Genomic DNA, 16,685 nt, shown 5'->3' on the forward strand with positions numbered 1-16,685 from the left:
CCGGCGCTTAAGCCCGCAGCGAGGCGATCCGCTGCTCGGCCTCCGCAAGCGACGGCCGGGCGCCGACATCGGCCGACACGCATTGCGCCTGCAAGGCCGCCAGCGACGCTTGCGTGGCGGCTGGCAGGTCGCAGCGTTCCATCAATTCCTCCAGCAGCAGGCCGAAGGCGCGCACTTCCAGCCGTTGCAGCGCCGCCGCGTGCGGCCCGTCCGGCGCGTACAGCGAGGCCGCGCCGAAGTCGCCGAGCAGGCTGCGCCCCCGGCCGCAGTGCAGGATGTTGTGTCCGTACAGGTCGCCGTGCATGATGCCGCGCTGGTGCAAATGCCGCGCCGCCGAGGCGATGCCGCCCGCGATGCCGAACAATTCCTCGACGCTGAAGCGCTTGCCGGCCGGGTAGGTGTCGCGGGTGCAGCTCTCCAGGCTGGGCGGGCCTGCCAGGTTGCCGAAGCCGGGATCGATCAGCGGCATCACGCAGCCGTGCACGCCGTCGGGGTGGTGCAGCACCTCGCCTAGCACCGGGATCAGGTTGGGATGGTCGCCGGAGTTGACGAAGGCCGTCATCTCGCAGCGCGGCAGGCCGTCGCTGGTGACGGCGCCCTTGAACAGCTTGACCGCCACGTCCTGCTCGCCATCCGTCTGTTGCAGCGCCGCTTGATGGATCACGCCGGACGCGCCTTCGCCCAGCTTCTGCCCGATCTGCAAGCGCTCCCACGCGATGCCGGCGATGCTGGTGGCGGCGTCGGCCGCCTGCTCATCCGCCTCGCTGAAGGGATTGCCCGCGTAGGCCAGCCACGACAGGCGCGGCATGCCGAGCAGCCAGCTTGGCAGCTCTTCCAGCCGGTTGGCGGCGATGCGCAGCAGCTCCAGCCGCGTGCAGGCGGCCAGTTGCGGCGGCAGCGCGCGCAGGCGGTTCCCCGCCAGCATCAGCTTTTGCAGCTGCGTGCAGGCGCCGATCTCGGCGGGCAGTTCTTCGACCCGATTGTCGGTCAGGATCAGCCAGCGCAGCTGCGGCGGCAGCGATGCTGCAGGCACTTCGCGGATCTGGTTGCTCTTGAAGCCCACCATCGTCAGGCCAGGGCAGGCGCCCAGCACCGCCGGCAGCACCGTGAAGCGGTTGGCCGAGCAGAAGATCACGCGCAGCTTGCCCAGGCGCGGCAGGTCGTCCGGCAGCGTGGAGAGCGCGTTATTGGACAGGTCGAGAATCTCCAGCGTGTCGGCCAGGTCGAAAATCTCAGGAGGGAACTCGGTAAGACCGCAGGACAATTGCAAGCGCTGGATACCAGCCAGTTGTCCGGCGCGTAACTGCGCTAGGGTGTGCATGAAGACGGGGAGGGGATCGAAAGCGCTATTCTACAACCTCCATGACCAGCCCCAAAAGCCGTTAAAAATATGGAAACATTGCCCGCCGACCGCGCAGCCATGCGGCTTAAATGAAAATTAATATCGAAACATTTGTTACGCTTTTTGTCGTACAAATGGTTGTTGGGATACAATACCGGTGCTATCCTGAATGACCGATTTTTGTAGTACTGAAGAACTATAGCCCTTCCCCACAACTTGATGTGCAATCCGCTAACCGGTCAGGCCGTGTCGCGGAAGGTTAGATTAACCCGCTAATTCCTCGCGAAGCGCGAAGAAAGGTGAGCAATATGATGCAACAATATACGTCCAACTCCTACCTGTTTGGTGGGAACGCCCCGTACGTTGAAGAACTGTACGAAGCGTATCTCAACAATCCAGGTTCCGTGCCAGACAACTGGCGTGCCTATTTCGACGCCATGCAGCACGTGCCGGCCGTCGACGGTACCAACAAGCCCGACGTCGCTCACGCTTCCGTCATCGCCTCCTTCGCCGAACGCGCGAAAGCCGGCCCTATCCGCACCGTGGTTGCCTCCGCCGACGCCGAAATGGGCCGCAAGCGTGTCGCCGCAACCCAGCTGATCGCCGCTTACCGCTATCTGGGCTCCCGTTGGGCCAACCTGGACCCGCTGCAGCGCCAGGAACGTCCGTCGATCCCTGAGCTGGAGCCGAGCTTCTACGGTTTCTCCGATGCGGACATGGACACCGTATTCAACATCAGCAACACCTACTTCGGCCCAGAGACCGCGACCCTGCGCGACCTGCTGAACTACCTGCGCGACACCTACACCCGTTCGATCGGCGCAGAGTACATGTACATCTCCGACCCGGCTGAAAAGCGCTGGTTGCAGGAGCGCCTGGAATCGATCCGTTCGACCCCGAACTTCACGCCCGAGAAGAAAAAGCACATCCTGGAGCGCCTGACCGCAGCTGAAGGCCTGGAACGCTACCTCCACACCAAGTATGTGGGTCAAAAACGATTTTCGCTGGAAGGCGGCGAAACGTTCATTGCCTCGATCGACGAAATCATCCAGCGCGCCGGCGAAAAAGGCGTGCAGGAGATCGTTATCGGCATGGCCCACCGCGGCCGCCTGAACGTACTGGTCAACACCCTGGGCAAATCGCCTAAAGACCTGTTCGAAGAATTCGAAGGCAAGCACGGCGACGACCTGCCGGCCGGCGACGTCAAATACCACCAAGGCTTCTCGTCGGACATCTCGACCGCCGGCGGTCCTGTCCACCTGTCGCTGGCGTTCAACCCGTCGCACCTGGAAATCGTCAACCCTGTGGTTGAAGGTTCGGTCAAGGCGCGCATGGACCGTCGCGGCGACACCCTGGGCAAGCAAGTGCTGCCTATCCTGGTGCACGGCGATGCGGCATTCGCAGGCCAGGGCGTTGTGATGGAAACCCTGAACCTGGCCCAGACCCGCGGCTACGGCACGGGCGGTACGGTGCACATCGTCATCAACAACCAGATCGGTTTCACCACGTCCGACCCGCGCGATGCGCGTTCGACCATCTACTGCTCGGACGTCGTCAAGATGATCGAAGCACCGGTGCTGCACGTGAACGCCGACGATCCTGAAGCCGTGGTACTGGCTTCGCAGATCGCCATGGATTACCGTCTGCAGTTCCAGAAAGATATCGTTGTCGACATCATCTGCTACCGCAAACTGGGCCACAACGAACAAGACACCCCAGCGCTGACCCAGCCGCTGATGTACAAGAAAATCGGCCAGCACCCAGGCACCCGCAAGCTGTACGCGGACAAGCTGGTTGCCCAGACCGTGATCGCAGCCGACGGCGGCGAACAGATGCAAGCCGCCTTCCGCGATGCGATGGACGCCGGCAAGCACACCGTCGATCCTGTGATCTCGAACTTCAAGAACAAGTACGCAGTCGACTGGCTGCCGTTCCTGAACCGCAAATGGACCGACTCGGCCGATACCGCCGTGCCGATGACCGAACTGAAGCGTCTGGCCGGCCGTATCACCACCGTGCCTGAAGGCTTCAAAGTGCACTCGCTGGTCGAGAAGGTACTGGGCGACCGCGCCAACATGGGCAAGGGCGAACTGAACCTGGACTGGGGCATGGGCGAACACCTGGCCTACGCATCGCTGGTCGCTTCGGGCTACGCAGTGCGCCTGACCGGTCAGGATGCCGGCCGTGGCACCTTCGTACACCGTCACGCCGTGCTGCACGACCAGAACCGCGAGCGTTGGGATGCAGGCACCTACGTGCCGCTGCAAAACATCGCCGAAGGCCAGGCGCCGTTCACCGTGATCGACTCCGTGCTGTCCGAAGAGGCGGTACTGGGCTTCGAATACGGCTACTCGACCGCAGAACCCAACACGCTGACGATCTGGGAAGCCCAGTTCGGCGACTTCGTCAACGGCGCGCAAGTCGTTATCGACCAGTTCATCAGCTCCGGCGAAGTGAAGTGGGGCCGCGCTTCGGGCCTGGTCATGATGCTGCCGCACGGTTACGAAGGCCAGGGTCCAGAGCACTCGTCGGCACGTCCGGAACGCTTCCTGCAACTGTGCGCTGACAACAATATGCAAGTGGTTCAGCCGACCACCGCGTCGCAGATCTTCCACGTGCTGCGTCGCCAGATGGTGCGTCAGTTCCGTAAGCCGCTGGTGATCCTGACGCCTAAATCGCTGCTGCGTAACAAGGATGCAGGTTCCTCGCTGAACGAGCTGGCCAAAGGCGCGTTCCAGACCGTGATCGGCGAAGTCGACGAGAAAATCGACGCCAAGAAAGTCAAGCGCGTGGTCGCCTGCTCGGGCAAGGTCTACTACGACCTGGTCAACGCACGCAAGACCCGTGGCCAGACCGACACCGCCATCATCCGTGTTGAACAGCTGTATCCGTTCCCGCACAAATCGTTCGCTGCCGAACTGAAGAAGTTCCCGAACCTGGCGGAAGTGGTGTGGGCGCAGGACGAGCCGCAGAATCAGGGCCCATGGTTCCAGATTCAGCACAACATCTTCGAGAGCATGGACGCAGGTCAGCGCCTGGCATACGCCGGCCGCCCAGCGTCGGCATCGCCGGCTGTCGGCTACTACGACAAGCACTACGCCCAGCAAAAAGACCTGCTGGAAACGGCGTTCTCGAAGCTCAAAGGCTTCATTCTGACCAAATAATCACTTAATGACGGAGCGCCCTGCTGCTACGCGGCGGGGCGCCGCAACAATAAAATATACGGAGTTTTACAATGGCACAAATCGAAGTCAAAGTCCCCCAGCTGTCGGAATCGGTAGCAGAAGCAACCATGCTGACCTGGCATAAAAAAGTCGGCGACGCAGTCGCTCGCGACGAAAACCTGATTGACATCGAAACCGATAAAGTCGTTCTGGAACTGCCGGCTCCAGCCGCAGGCGTTCTGGTCAAGATCATCAAGGGCGACGGCAGCACCGTGGTTGCCGACGAACTGATCGCTATCATCGACACCGATGCAGCCGCAGCAGCAGCCGCTCCAGTAGCCGCAGCCGCGCCAGCCGCCGCAGCACCAGCAGCCGCTCCAGCAGCAGCCGCTGCCGCAACCGGCGGTTCGAAAGGCGACGTGGCCATGCCTGCCGCCGCCAAGATCCTGTCGGAAAAAGGCCTGAGCGCTGGCGATGTCGCCGGTTCGGGCAAAGATGGCCGCGTCACCAAGGGCGACGCCCTGGCCGCCGGCGCCAAGGCACCAGCCGTAGCCCCACTGGCTCCAGCCGCTGCCAAGCCAGCACTGCAACAAGTTGCCGCTCCATCGGTCGCCAGCCTGGGCGAGCGTCCGGAAGAGCGCGTGCCTATGAGCCGCCTGCGCGCACGTATCGCCGAGCGTCTGATCCAGTCGCAATCGACCAACGCCATCCTGACCACGTTCAATGAAGTGAACATGGCGCCGGTCATGGAACTGCGCAACAAGTACAAAGACAAGTTCGAAAAAGAGCACGGCGTCAAGCTGGGCTTCATGTCCTTCTTCGTCAAGGCTGCTGTTGCCGCGCTGAAGAAATACCCGATCATCAACGCATCGGTCGATGGCAACGACATCGTCTACCACGGCTACTTCGACATCGGTATCGCTGTCGGTTCGCCACGCGGCCTGGTCGTGCCTATCCTGCGCAATGCAGACCAGATGTCGATCGCCGACATCGAGAAGAAAATCGGCGAATTCGGCGCCAAAGCCAAGGACGGCAAGCTGACCCTGGACGACCTGACCGGCGGCACCTTCTCGATCTCGAACGGCGGCACCTTCGGCTCCATGCTGTCGACCCCGATCATCAACCCGCCACAATCGGCCATCCTGGGCGTGCACGCGACCAAGGACCGCGCCGTGGTTGAAAACGGCCAGATCGTGATCCGTCCGATGAACTACCTGGCGATGTCCTACGACCACCGCATCATCGACGGCCGCGAAGCCGTACTGGGCCTGGTCGCGATGAAAGAAGCGCTGGAAGATCCAGCACGTCTGCTGCTGGACCTGTAATCGCCGGGCTGTCATTGCCACATCCTCCGGCCCGTCCGGGCCGGGGGAATTCTCAGAGGGTCATCAATGAGCGTATCTGAAGAAATCAAACGTTTGCACGAATTGCACCAGGCTGGCGCGCTGTCGGACGAAGAGTTCGCCGCTGCCAAAGCCCGGTTGCTGGACAAGGAAGCACCTTCCGGCCTCTCCAACGACATCACCCGACTACGCCGCTCGCAAAGCGATCGCTGGCTGGGTGGCGTGTGCGGCGGCCTGGGACAGATCACCGGCGTCGAAGCCTGGATCTGGCGTTTGCTGTTCGTATTGTTCGTGCTGACCTTTGGCTTCGGACTCGCCATCTACATTCTGCTATGGATTTTCGTACCAGAAGAGAACTGATAGGAAAATAAAAAAATGAGTAAACAATTTGACGTAGTAGTCATCGGCGCCGGTCCTGGCGGTTACATCGCGGCGATCCGCGCAGCGCAACTGGGTTTCTCGGTCGCTTGCGTCGACGCATGGGAAAATGAAAAGGGCGGCCCGGCCCCAGGCGGCACGTGCACCAACGTAGGTTGCATCCCGTCGAAAGCGCTGCTGCAGTCGTCCGAGCACTTCGAGCACGCCGGCCACGCGTTCAAGGACCACGGCATCGATGTCGCCGGCCTGTCGCTGAACCTGCCGCAAATGCTGAAGCGCAAGAACACCGTTGTGAAGCAAAACAACGACGGCATCCTGTTCCTGTTCAAGAAAAACAAAGTCACCTTCTTCCACGGCCGCGCAGCGTTCGCCGGCGCCGCCACGGCTGACGGCTACCCGCTGACGATCTCCGCGCCTGCCAACGAGACCATCAACGCCAAGCAAGTCATCATCGCCACCGGCTCCAACGCCCGTGCCCTGCCAGGCGCAGAGTTCGATGAAAAACTGATCCTGTCGAACACCGGCGCACTGGCCATCGAAGGCGTGCCTGCCAAGCTGGGCGTGATCGGCGCCGGCGTGATCGGCCTGGAAATGGGTTCCGTATGGCGCCGCCTGGGTTCCGAAGTCACCGTGCTGGAAGGCCTGCCTGTGTTCCTGGGCGCGGTCGATGAGCAGATCGCCAAGGAAGCCGGCAAGCTGTTCGCCAAACAAGGCCTGAACATCAACCTGGGCTGCAAGATCGGCACCATCACCAAGGGCGCCGACAACGTCACCGTGGCCTACGAAAACGCCAAGGGCGAAGCGCAGACCGCCGTGTTCGACAAGCTGATCATTTCGATCGGCCGCACCCCGAACACCGACGGCCTGGCCGCCGACAAAGTGGGCCTGAAGCTGGACGAGCGTGGTTTCGTGGCCGTCGACGACGACTGCAAAACCAACCTGCCAGGCGTATGGGCAGTGGGCGACGTGGTACGCGGCCCGATGCTGGCGCACAAGGCGGAAGAAGAAGGCGTTGCTGTTGCAGAGCGCATGGCTGGCCAGCACGGCCACACCAACTTCAACACCATTCCTTGGGTCATCTACACCTCGCCGGAAATCGCGTGGGTAGGCCGCACCGAGCAGCAACTGAAGGCCGACGGCGTCGCCTACAAGGCAGGCACCTTCCCATTCCTGGCGAACGGCCGCGCACGCGCGCTGGGCGACACCTCGGGCATGGTCAAGTTCCTGGCCGATGCCACGACCGACGAAATCCTGGGCGTGCACATCATCGGACCTATGGCGTCCGAGCTGATCGCCGAAGCTGTTGTCGCGATGGAGTTCAAGGCTTCGGCTGAAGACATCGCGCGCATCTGCCACGCCCACCCGTCGCTGTCGGAAGCAACCAAGGAAGCTGCGCTGGCAATCGACAAGCGCACGCTGAACTTCTAAGCAGCACCCCTGAGCGGACTGCGGGCGGACTGCGGTCCGCCCGTTTTTATTTGCGCGCCGCCACTAAGAATCGAACACATGAACGTCGAAGAGTTTTACCAGCATGCGCTGCAAGAGCGCAATTTCAAGGCCGATGCCGCCCAGCGTCGCGCGGTCGACCGCCTGCAGCTCTGCTACGACGAGTGGGTGGCCTACAAGGGCCAGCGTTCCAGCACCTTCAAGCGCCTGATCAACCGTCCCGACGTGCCGAAGGGCGTGTACATGTGGGGCGGGGTAGGGCGCGGCAAGTCCTTCCTGATGGACAGCTTCTATTCGGTGGTGCCGCTGGTGCGCAAGACGCGCTTGCACTTCCACGAGTTCATGCGCGGCGTGCACCGCCAGCTCGACGAGCTGACCGGCGTCGCCAATCCGCTGGATGAAGTGGCCAAGCGCATCGCCAAGAAATACCGCCTGATCTGCTTCGACGAATTCCATATCTCCGACGTGGCCGACGCCATGATCATGTACAACCTGTTGAGCGCATTGTTCGACAACGGCGTGTCCTTCATCATGACGTCGAACTACGATCCGAAACTGCTGTATCCGGACGGCCTGCACCGCGACCGCATCCTGCCCACCATCCAGCTGCTGTACGACAAGCTGGACGTGATGAACATCGACGCCGGCGTCGACTATCGCGGCCGCGCGCTGGAGCAGGTCGATTCCTACCTGACGCCGCTCAACGCCAACACCGACCGCAAACTGCGCGAGGCCTACGCCAGCATCGCCGAGAGCGCCGACGAGGATCCGGTGGTGCGCATCGAGGCGCGCGAGATCCGCGCGCTGCGCCGCGCCGGCACCATCATCTGGTTCGACTTCAACACCCTGTGCGGCGGCCCCCGCTCGCAGAACGATTACCTGGAAATCGCCAGCCGCTTCCATACCGTGATATTGTCCGGGATCCCGATGATGTCGGCCGCGATGTCGTCGGAGGCGCGCCGCTTCACCTGGCTGATCGACGTGTTCTACGACCAGGGCGTCAAGCTGTTGATGTCGGCCGAGGTCGAGCCGGAGGAGCTGTACACCAACGGCACGCTGGCCAACGAATTTCACCGCACGGTATCGCGCATCGTCGAGATGCAATCGCGCGAGTACATGGATAAAGAGCAGCGCGCCGCAGCCGGGGCGCTGGCTTGAAGCAACAGGATAAAAATATGAGACCAAGTTTGAAACCGCTGGGCGATATGATCGCCGTCGCAGCGCTGGCCGCCCTGGCGGCGCTGGCGGCGCCGGTCCAGGCCGAGAGCAATGTGCAGCCCGTGCCGCCTACGCGCTCGGTCGAGCAGGCCAACGCCACGCTGGCCAAGGTGGCCAAGGACCGCGCCGTGGTGCATGAGGAATTCGCCGCCAGCGAGAGCGTGTGCTACACCAAGTTCTTCGTCAATCACTGCCTCGACCAGGCCAAGGAAAAGCGCCGTGTGGCGCTGTCCAGACTGCGCGCCACCGAGGTGGAAGCCGAGCACTTCAAGCGTGCCGATTCGGTCGAGAAGCGCGACGCCGACCTGGCCGAGCGCGCCCGCAAGGATGCAGAGGAAGAGAGTTACCGCGCCACCCTGCCGCCGAAGGAAGCGAAGGTGGTGGATGACACGCCGCGTCCGGCGCCGAAGGGTGGCAAGATAGTCGACCGCGAGGCCGAGCATGCGGCCAAGGTGCAGCGCCAGCAAGCGCAGGATGCGGCCGATGCCGGCAAGCGCGCCGCCGCTGTCGCAGCGTTCGAGAAGAAGCAGGTCGATGCGCAAAAACGCCAGGAAAAAGTGGCGAAGAAAAAGGCTGAAAGCGACGCCAAGCGCGCCGCGCATGAAGAGTCGGAGAAGAAGAAGGCTGCCGCTGCTGAAGCGGCCGCTGCCGCCGCTGCGGCTTCGGCCGCCAAGAAGCAGTAAGCGGCCGGTGCGCGGCCTCTCAGACCGCGCGCCGCATTTTCTGTACGGTGTAGTTGGCCGCTTCCTTGGGCGGCTCCACCAGCTTGATGATCGCCATCGAGCAGTTGTCCCCCTTGCCCTGTGCGCGCTCGCCGGCCTTGGCGATCAGGCGTTCGGCCGCCTGGCGCGGCGTGTTGCGCTGTACCGCCGCCGCCAGTTCCGTATCCTTGAATAATTGCCACAGGCCGTCCGAGCACAGCAGGAAGGCATCGCCCGCGGCCAGTCCTTCATGCACGCCGAGCGTGACGTAGGGCGACTTGAAACTATTGCCCAGCGCATTGCTGAGCAGCTTGGAACTGCGGTGCTTCTTTGCCGCGTCCAGCGGCAGCTTGTCCTCGTTGACCAAGTGCTCGACATAGGCGCTGTCATTGGTGCGCATGGCGCAGGTCTCGCCGGTGAAACGGTAGATCCGCGCATCGCCGACATGGGCCCAGACCGCCTGGCCGGCCGGTGTCAGCACCATCAGCGCCAGCGCGCTTTGCGGCTCGACGGTCTGGGCGATCGGATTCATCTTGATGACCTGGTGCGCCTCCTCGGCGATGGCGCGCATCAATTCCTGCAGGCGGGGCAGGCTGGGCGTGTCGCCGACCCGCAATTCATCGAATAAATGCTTGCTGGTCAACAGCACCTGGTCCGAACCGATGGGGCTGTGATTGCCGTCCGCCAGCACCGCCATCACATAGCCGGGCGCCTGGGCGGCCGTGTACAGGGCCACCCTGTCGTTCTGCTGCGACCTGTTTCCGATGTGCTGGGCTGTGCCGGCTTCTATTTTGTATGCGCTCATATATCTGACACTGTATCCTACTGTGCGGGCGAGCCATCATAATGTTGGCGGCGCGGGCTGCCGTAGATTAAACTATGCACCGTGTCGCAGTTTGTTTGCAATACGCCTGTTGTTCCAGTGAAACTATCTGTGTGAGTAAAGACTGAGAATTATGACTGATGTACAAGATATCCAGCGTCGTCTGATTGAACTCGACGTCGAACACCGCGATTTGGACGCGGTCATCGACCTGCTCACACTGGACGGTCATCACGACCAGCTGCAATTGCGGCGCTTGAAAAAGCGCAAGCTGCAATTGAAAGACCACATCACTCTGCTGAAAATGCAACTAGTGCCCGACGTTCCGGCCTGAGTCCGGCTGCCCCAACTAAGTTTATTTTGACCGAACACCTTCCCACGCCCGCCGACACCACTCCCGCCGTAGTCGGCGCCACGCCCGAGCAGCCCCCCGGAAAACACGATGCCGAGGTCGAGCGCCTGTTCGGCGCCGGCGGGCCGTTGGGTCCGGCTGTGGGCGAGTACCGTCCGCGCCGCTCGCAGACGGAGATGGCCAAGGCCGTGGCCGACGCCATCGCCAACCAGACCACCTTGATCGCCGAGGCCGGCACGGGCACGGGCAAGACCTTCGCCTACCTGGTGCCGGCGCTGCTGTGGGGCGGCAAGACCATCGTTTCCACCGGCACCAAGAACTTGCAGGATCAACTGTTCCTGCGCGACATCCCGACCGTGCGCACCGCCTTGCAGGCGCCGGTGTCGGTGGCCTTGCTGAAGGGGCGCTCGAACTACGTCTGCCACTATCACCTGGAGCGCACGCTGCAGAACGGCCGCATGACCTCGCGCGACGACGTCGGCCACCTGCGCGAAATCTCGCGTTTCCTGAAAATGACCAGCTCCGGCGACAAGGCCGAGCTGGCCCGCGTCCCGGAAAACGCGTTGATCTGGAACCTGGTGACATCGACCCGCGACAATTGCATGGGCGCGGAATGCCAGTATTACCAGGATTGCTTCGTCATGAAGGCGCGCAAGGAGGCGCAGCAGGCCGATGTGGTGGTGGTCAACCACCACCTGTTCTTCGCCGACGTTGCGCTGAAGGATTCCGGCATCGCCGAGCTGCTGCCGTCGGCCAATACCGTGATCTTCGATGAGGCCCACCAGCTGCCGGATACCGCCACCTTGTTCTTCGGCGACACGTTTTCGACCTCGCAAGTGCTGGAATTGTGCCGTGATGTGCTGGCCGAAGGCTTGTCCAACGCCCGCGACGGCGCCGACTGGGGCAAGGTTGTCACGGTGGTGGAGAAGGCGGCGCGCGACCTGCGCCTGACTTTCCCGCAGGATATCGTGCGCCTGTCGCTGCCGCAAATCGCGCCGTCGAGCGACTTCTTCCCGGCTTTGCAGACGCTGAAAGACGAACTGGACGGCATGCTGGCGGTGCTGGAAACCCAGGCGGCCCGCGCGGAGACGCTGGAACAATGCCGCCAGCGCGGCCTGGAACTTGCGCAAAAATTGTCGGATTGGAAATTCGACCCGAAAGCGCGAGTGGAGAAGGGCGCCGAGGCGGTGTTCTGGGTGGAGGCTTATGCATCCTCCCTGCAGCTGCACAAGACGCCTTTGTCGATCGCGCCCATCTTCAACGGCCAGCGCGAAGGCGTGCCGCGCAGCTGGATTTTCACCTCTGCGACCTTGGCGGTGAAGAATGATTTCACCCATTTCTCCGAGCAAATGGGGCTGGAGGGCGAGCCGTCGAAGACCTGGCCGAGCCCGTTTAACTACGAGCAGCAGGGGATTTTGTACGTCCCGCAAGGCTTGCCGGACCCGAATTCCATGGGTTATACCGACGCCGTGCTGGATCATGCGCTGCCGATTATCGAAGCGGCGGGCGGGAAAACTTTCCTTTTGTGCACGACTTTGCGCGCCGTCAAGCGCGCCGCCGAGCGTTTGCGCGACGAGTTCGAGAAGCGCGGCTTGCCGTATCCGCTGTTTGTCCAGGGCGATAAGGGCCGTACCGAGCTCTTGGACCAGTTCCGCAAGGCGGGAAATGGCGTGCTGATCGGCTCGCAAAGCTTCTGGGAAGGCGTCGACGTGCGCGGCGATGCGCTGTCTTTAGTTATTATCGACAAGCTTCCATTCGCTCCGCCGGATGATCCGGTGCTGGCCGCGCGCATCGAGGTGATGGAAAAACAGGGCAAAAACGGCTTCATGCACCACACTTTGCCCGAAGCGATTATTAACCTGAAGCAAGGTGCCGGCCGTCTGATCCGCGACGAGGGCGACCGTGGTGTGCTGATGTTGTGCGATCCGCGCGTGATTTCCAAGCCCTACGGCAAGCGGATTTGGCAGAGTTTGCCGTCCTTCAAACGCACCCGCGAGCAGGCCGAAGTCATCGAATTCTTCAAAAACAAGAATTCAGATCAGTAACTATTGGTATCGATAAATGCTGCCGCCGCGCCGCCGACGGCAGCTTCGCACAGACGCCGGCGGTGCGCTCCACTTATCAGCCAGGCAATATCACCACCTTGCCCGTGACCTTCCTGGCCGCCATGTCCATCAGCGCCTGGGCCGTCTCTTCCAGTTTGTACCGGCCCGAAATATGCGGCTTGATCTTTCCCTCTTGCAACCATCCTATCAACTGCCGCATGCCGGCCAGGTTGGCCTTGGGCTCGCGTTTGACGAACTCACCCCAAAACACGCCGACCAGCGATGCGCCTTTGAGTAGCGTCAAATTGAGCGGCAGTTTCGGGATCTCGCCGTTGGCGAATCCGACCACCAGATAGCGCCCGCGCCAGGCTATCGAGCGGAAAGCCGGCTCCGAGTATTCCCCGCCGACCGGGTCGTAAATCACGTCCGGACCCTTGCCGCCGGTCGCCGCCTTGATCGCCTCGCGCAAATCTTCCTTGCTGTAGTTGATCAGCACGTCGGCGCCATGCGCCTTGCACACTTCCAGCTTCTCATCGGTCGAAGCGCAAGCAATGATGCGGGCTCCAAGGGCTTTGCCTATCTCTATCGCAGCCAGCCCCACACCGCCTGCCGCGCCAAGTACTAGCATGATTTCGCCAGCTTTTAGCGCGGCTCGGTCCACTACCGCGTGATGCGAGGTGCCGTAGGTCAAAGTGATGGCCGCCGCCGTCTCGAAATCCATGCCTGGCGGCATGGGAGCCAGTGCTTGCACAGGCGCTAAAAGTTGTTGCCCGAAACCACCGGTGGAAGTGAAGGCGATGACGCGGTCGCCGGCTTTGAAAGTTGTCACATCATCAGCAACCGAGCGCACCACGCCAGCCACTTCGCTACCCGGAACGAAGGGCAGTTCCGGCTTGAATTGATACTTGCCTTGAATGATGAGCACGTCCGGAAAATTGACGCCGGCTGCTTTGACATCGATCACGACCTGTCCCGGACCGGCTTGCGGATCGGGTAAATCCTGGACGGTCAGGGTGTCCGGCAACCCCCAGTTCTGGCATACGACAGCTTTCATCATGGTCTCCTTGTTTTAAAAATAGAACGGTCGTTAGATTTTTATGATACCTGAAACCGCCACCCGTTTGCGCAAAGTTCGGCCTGCCGCACGTTTGCGCTCGCGCAAAGTGTCTGCGGAACGGCTTGTTAGAGTTGGTTAAACGCTGCCCCTCTGTCGGAGCGGCATCGGAGGATGTCATGACTATCCGTCACGGCTGCTTTTTCAGTTACGCGCACGGCCAGCACGCTTACATGAGCAAGTTTAAAAACGATCTGGTGGATGCGCTCAAATGCTACCTGGAGCCGCACTTCGACAACGAGAACGAACTCTTTGTTGATAGCGAGCAACTCGGCGGCGGAGACGACATCGACCAGAAGCTGGCGCGCGCCATGTGTGAGAGCGCTTGCATGATTGTTATTTATACACCGAAGTACGAAGCCCATGCGTACACCCGCCGTGAGTTTGCAGCAATGCAACTTATTGAAAATGAGCGCAAGCATTGGTATCCGCTGCCCAGCCACCTGATCATCCCCATCATCATGACCCCGCACCCGGACGGCTTGCCGCCCCAAATTTCCGGGCCGGGCATGTATGTCGATTTTTCGCGTTACACGCTGGCCAGCGCCGATTTGAAAACCAATCCGGAATTCATTCCCGACATCAAGAAAGTCGTCGCGCGCATAGCCGAGCATTACCACTACCTAAAACGATGCACGCCGCCGGAGCATGACTGTGGCCGTTTTGTTATGCCGGACATTCCGGCGGAATGGCGTGCCATTCCTCCTCCACACTTCCCACGCTAAAAGGTTTGCCATGGAAACCACTGTCTTGTCGCTGCCGCCGCTGACCGGAACCGGCGAAGTCATCACTTTCTATTCTTACAAGGGCGGAACGGGGCGCACCATGGCCTTGTCCAATATCGCGGTGCTGCTGGCCCGCCAGCAGAACGCCACCTCGCCCGTGTTGATGATCGATTGGGACCTGGAGGCGCCCGGCCTGCACCATTATTTCGACCACCACGAGGAGCGGCCCGGGGTGCTGGAACTGTTCGAGGCTTGCCGTGAGCAGCTGATGCGCCGGGGCAAGGGCGCAGCCCTGCTGGACGAGGAGGCGTTGGCGCGCGAGGTGCTGGCCGCCGTCGGCTGGGAGCAATACGTCAGCCGGGTCGACCAGGGCAGCCAGCTGTACCTGATGCGCGCCGGCCGCTTCGACGACAGCTATGGCGAACGGCTGGCGGCGATGCACTGGGATCAGCTGTTCGACAGCTGCCCGGCGCTGTTCCGTTGCTTCGCCGACAATCTCGCGCGCCATTTCCGCCACGTGCTGGTTGATTCCCGCACCGGCCGCACCGACAGCGCCGGCATCTGCACGACCTTGCTGCCGCGCAAGCTGGTGGTGGTGTTCACGCCCAACCGCCAGAGCCTCGAAGGCGTGCAGGCGATGATCACGCGCGCGACCGCCTACCGCCGCAGCCATGAGGACGAACAGCGGCCATTACTGGTCTATCCTCTGCCATCGCGCATCGAAATGGGCGACAGCGTGCAGCGCGCCCAGTGGCGGCGCGGCGACCCGGCGCGCCGCATCACCGGCTACCAGCCCATCTTCGAGCAGTTGCTGAGCAGCAGTTACGCCATGCCGAACATCTCGCTGGACAGCTATTTCGACGAAGTCCAGCTGCAGCAAACCCGCACCTTCGCCTACGGCGAGCAGCTGGCGGTGTGCATGGACCGGGGCGGCGACCGTTTTTCGCTGACACGCACGTTCGACGCCTTCCTCGACTGGCTGGCCGGCGGCTATTTCCCGTGGCAGTCCAGCCGCGAAATCCGCCTGATGGACACGATTGCGGACGCGCGCCGGGTGCTGGCGGCAGGCGGTGCGCGCGCGCTGTCGCAGCCGCTGGCGCTCGGCCTCAACCAGTTGGGCGAGCTCTACCGTAGCGAGGGCAAGTTGCGGCAGGCGTCGGCTTGTTTCGAGGAAAGCATGGCGCTGCGCCAGCGCGGCTTGGGCGAAGACCATCCCGACACACTGGTCAGCAAGAGCAATCTGGCGGTTGTGCTGCGTTCGCAAGGCCAGCTGGACGATGCGCAGTTCCTTGAGGAGTGCATCGTCGAAGCGCGCGAGCGCATGCTGGGGGCGGAGCATCTCGATACGCTGGCGGCGCGCGCCAATCTGGCCGCCACGCTGGCGGGGCAGGGGCGGCTGGCCGAAGCGCTGGCCATGCAGGATGCGGTGCTGGAAGCCTACGTGCGCATGCTCGGCGCGGAACACCTGCTGACGCTGGCCTGCAAGGCCGGCCGGGCCGACATGCTGTTCCTGCGCGGCGACACCGAACACGCCCGCATCGCGCAGGAGCAGGTGCTGGCCGCACGCAAACGGCTGCTGGGCGCCGAGCATGCCGACACACTGCGCAGCAAGGCCGCGCTGGCCACCACGCTGTTGCGGATGCAGGAGCTGGACGCCGCCGGCAGTCTGTTCGATGCCGTGCTGCAGGCGCAGGTCAGGCGTCTGGGCCCGGATCACCCGGAAACCCGCAAGGTGCGCGAGCAGCTGGCTGATGTGCAAATGCAGCTGGGCGGCCCGATGGGGGCGCGCATCGGCGAGCAGGCGCTGGTGCCGGAACTACATCAGGATGGGGCCATGGACGACTATGGCGACGCCCTGTCGCGGCCGTTGCGCCCGCGCGGCGTGCCCAGCCAGAGCGGGCTATGGACACGCGCCGGCGACGAATTGCTCGCGCTGGACGGCCATCTGTCCGCTGCCAGGCCGCCGTCGCGCTAGCGCAAATTTATCTGGTGTGGAGCCCGCCGGCACGCGCAGTCCGGCCATTGCTTCAGGTA

The 16,685-nt window shown here is 62.4% G+C and carries 13 protein-coding genes; 10 read left to right on the top strand and 3 right to left on the bottom strand.

The features are described from left to right. Positions 1–7: 7 nt before the first annotated feature. Positions 8–1,321 (bottom strand): leucine-rich repeat-containing protein kinase family protein, encoded by a 1,314-nt coding sequence (locus tag DUGA2_RS08155; protein ID WP_070268592.1) that lies wholly within the window; start codon positions 1,319–1,321, stop codon positions 8–10. Between the two features lie 329 nt (positions 1,322–1,650). Here DUGA2_RS08155 and DUGA2_RS08160 point away from each other — a divergent pair, with 329 nt between their 5' ends. From DUGA2_RS08160 to DUGA2_RS08185, 6 genes are all read left to right on the top strand, one after another. Continuing rightward, positions 1,651–4,506, top strand: coding sequence for a 2-oxoglutarate dehydrogenase E1 component (locus tag DUGA2_RS08160; protein WP_070268594.1), 2,856 nt, complete (start codon positions 1,651–1,653; stop codon positions 4,504–4,506). 71 nt (positions 4,507–4,577) lie between these two features. Then, positions 4,578–5,831, top strand: coding sequence for a 2-oxoglutarate dehydrogenase complex dihydrolipoyllysine-residue succinyltransferase (gene odhB / locus DUGA2_RS08165; protein WP_070268597.1), 1,254 nt, complete (start codon positions 4,578–4,580; stop codon positions 5,829–5,831). Between the two features lie 66 nt (positions 5,832–5,897). Further along, positions 5,898–6,209, top strand: coding sequence for a PspC domain-containing protein (locus tag DUGA2_RS08170; RefSeq protein ID WP_070268599.1), 312 nt, complete (start codon positions 5,898–5,900; stop codon positions 6,207–6,209). Positions 6,210–6,224: 15 nt separating this feature from the next. Then, on the top strand, positions 6,225–7,655 hold the full coding sequence (gene lpdA, locus DUGA2_RS08175) for a dihydrolipoyl dehydrogenase (protein WP_008450664.1): 1,431 nt from the start codon (positions 6,225–6,227) through the stop codon (positions 7,653–7,655). 78 nt (positions 7,656–7,733) lie between these two features. Further along, entirely contained in the window at positions 7,734–8,831 is a 1,098-nt protein-coding gene (gene zapE / locus DUGA2_RS08180; protein ID WP_070268601.1) for a cell division protein ZapE, read from the top strand. Between the two features lie 17 nt (positions 8,832–8,848). After that, positions 8,849–9,574, top strand: coding sequence for a hypothetical protein (locus tag DUGA2_RS08185; RefSeq protein WP_229214632.1), 726 nt, complete (start codon positions 8,849–8,851; stop codon positions 9,572–9,574). Positions 9,575–9,593: 19 nt separating this feature from the next. Here the strand turns inward: DUGA2_RS08185 and DUGA2_RS08190 are convergent, their stop codons facing one another. Then, positions 9,594–10,397, bottom strand: a complete 804-nt coding sequence (locus DUGA2_RS08190) for a PP2C family serine/threonine-protein phosphatase (RefSeq protein WP_070268603.1) — start codon at positions 10,395–10,397, stop codon at positions 9,594–9,596. 151 nt (positions 10,398–10,548) lie between these two features. On the opposite strand from DUGA2_RS08190, the gene DUGA2_RS08195 reads away from it, so the two are divergent. Next, entirely contained in the window at positions 10,549–10,749 is a 201-nt protein-coding gene (locus DUGA2_RS08195) for a YdcH family protein (RefSeq protein WP_026334267.1), read from the top strand. 26 nt (positions 10,750–10,775) lie between these two features. Continuing rightward, positions 10,776–12,812, top strand: a complete 2,037-nt coding sequence (locus tag DUGA2_RS08200; RefSeq protein ID WP_070268606.1) for an ATP-dependent DNA helicase — start codon at positions 10,776–10,778, stop codon at positions 12,810–12,812. 76 nt (positions 12,813–12,888) lie between these two features. Here the strand turns inward: DUGA2_RS08200 and DUGA2_RS08205 are convergent, their stop codons facing one another. Continuing rightward, a complete protein-coding gene (locus DUGA2_RS08205; RefSeq protein ID WP_070269081.1) occupies positions 12,889–13,866 on the bottom strand; it encodes an NADPH:quinone oxidoreductase family protein in 978 nt (325 codons plus the stop codon). 179 nt (positions 13,867–14,045) lie between these two features. On the opposite strand from DUGA2_RS08205, the gene DUGA2_RS08210 reads away from it, so the two are divergent. Both DUGA2_RS08210 and DUGA2_RS08215 read left to right on the top strand, forming a co-directional pair. Beyond that, positions 14,046–14,651: a toll/interleukin-1 receptor domain-containing protein gene (locus DUGA2_RS08210; RefSeq protein WP_070268607.1), complete on the top strand. Its 606-nt coding sequence runs from the start codon at positions 14,046–14,048 to the stop codon at positions 14,649–14,651. A gap of 10 nt (positions 14,652–14,661) precedes the next feature. Then, the gene (locus DUGA2_RS08215; RefSeq protein ID WP_070268609.1) at positions 14,662–16,626 is read left to right on the top strand and encodes a KGGVGR-motif variant AAA ATPase; all 1,965 of its coding nucleotides are present in this window, start codon (positions 14,662–14,664) and stop codon (positions 16,624–16,626) included. Positions 16,627–16,685: the final 59 nt, after the last annotated feature.

Source organism: Duganella sp. HH101 (assembly GCF_001758795.1).
Lineage (GTDB): Bacteria > Pseudomonadota > Gammaproteobacteria > Burkholderiales > Burkholderiaceae_D > Rugamonas > Rugamonas rivuli.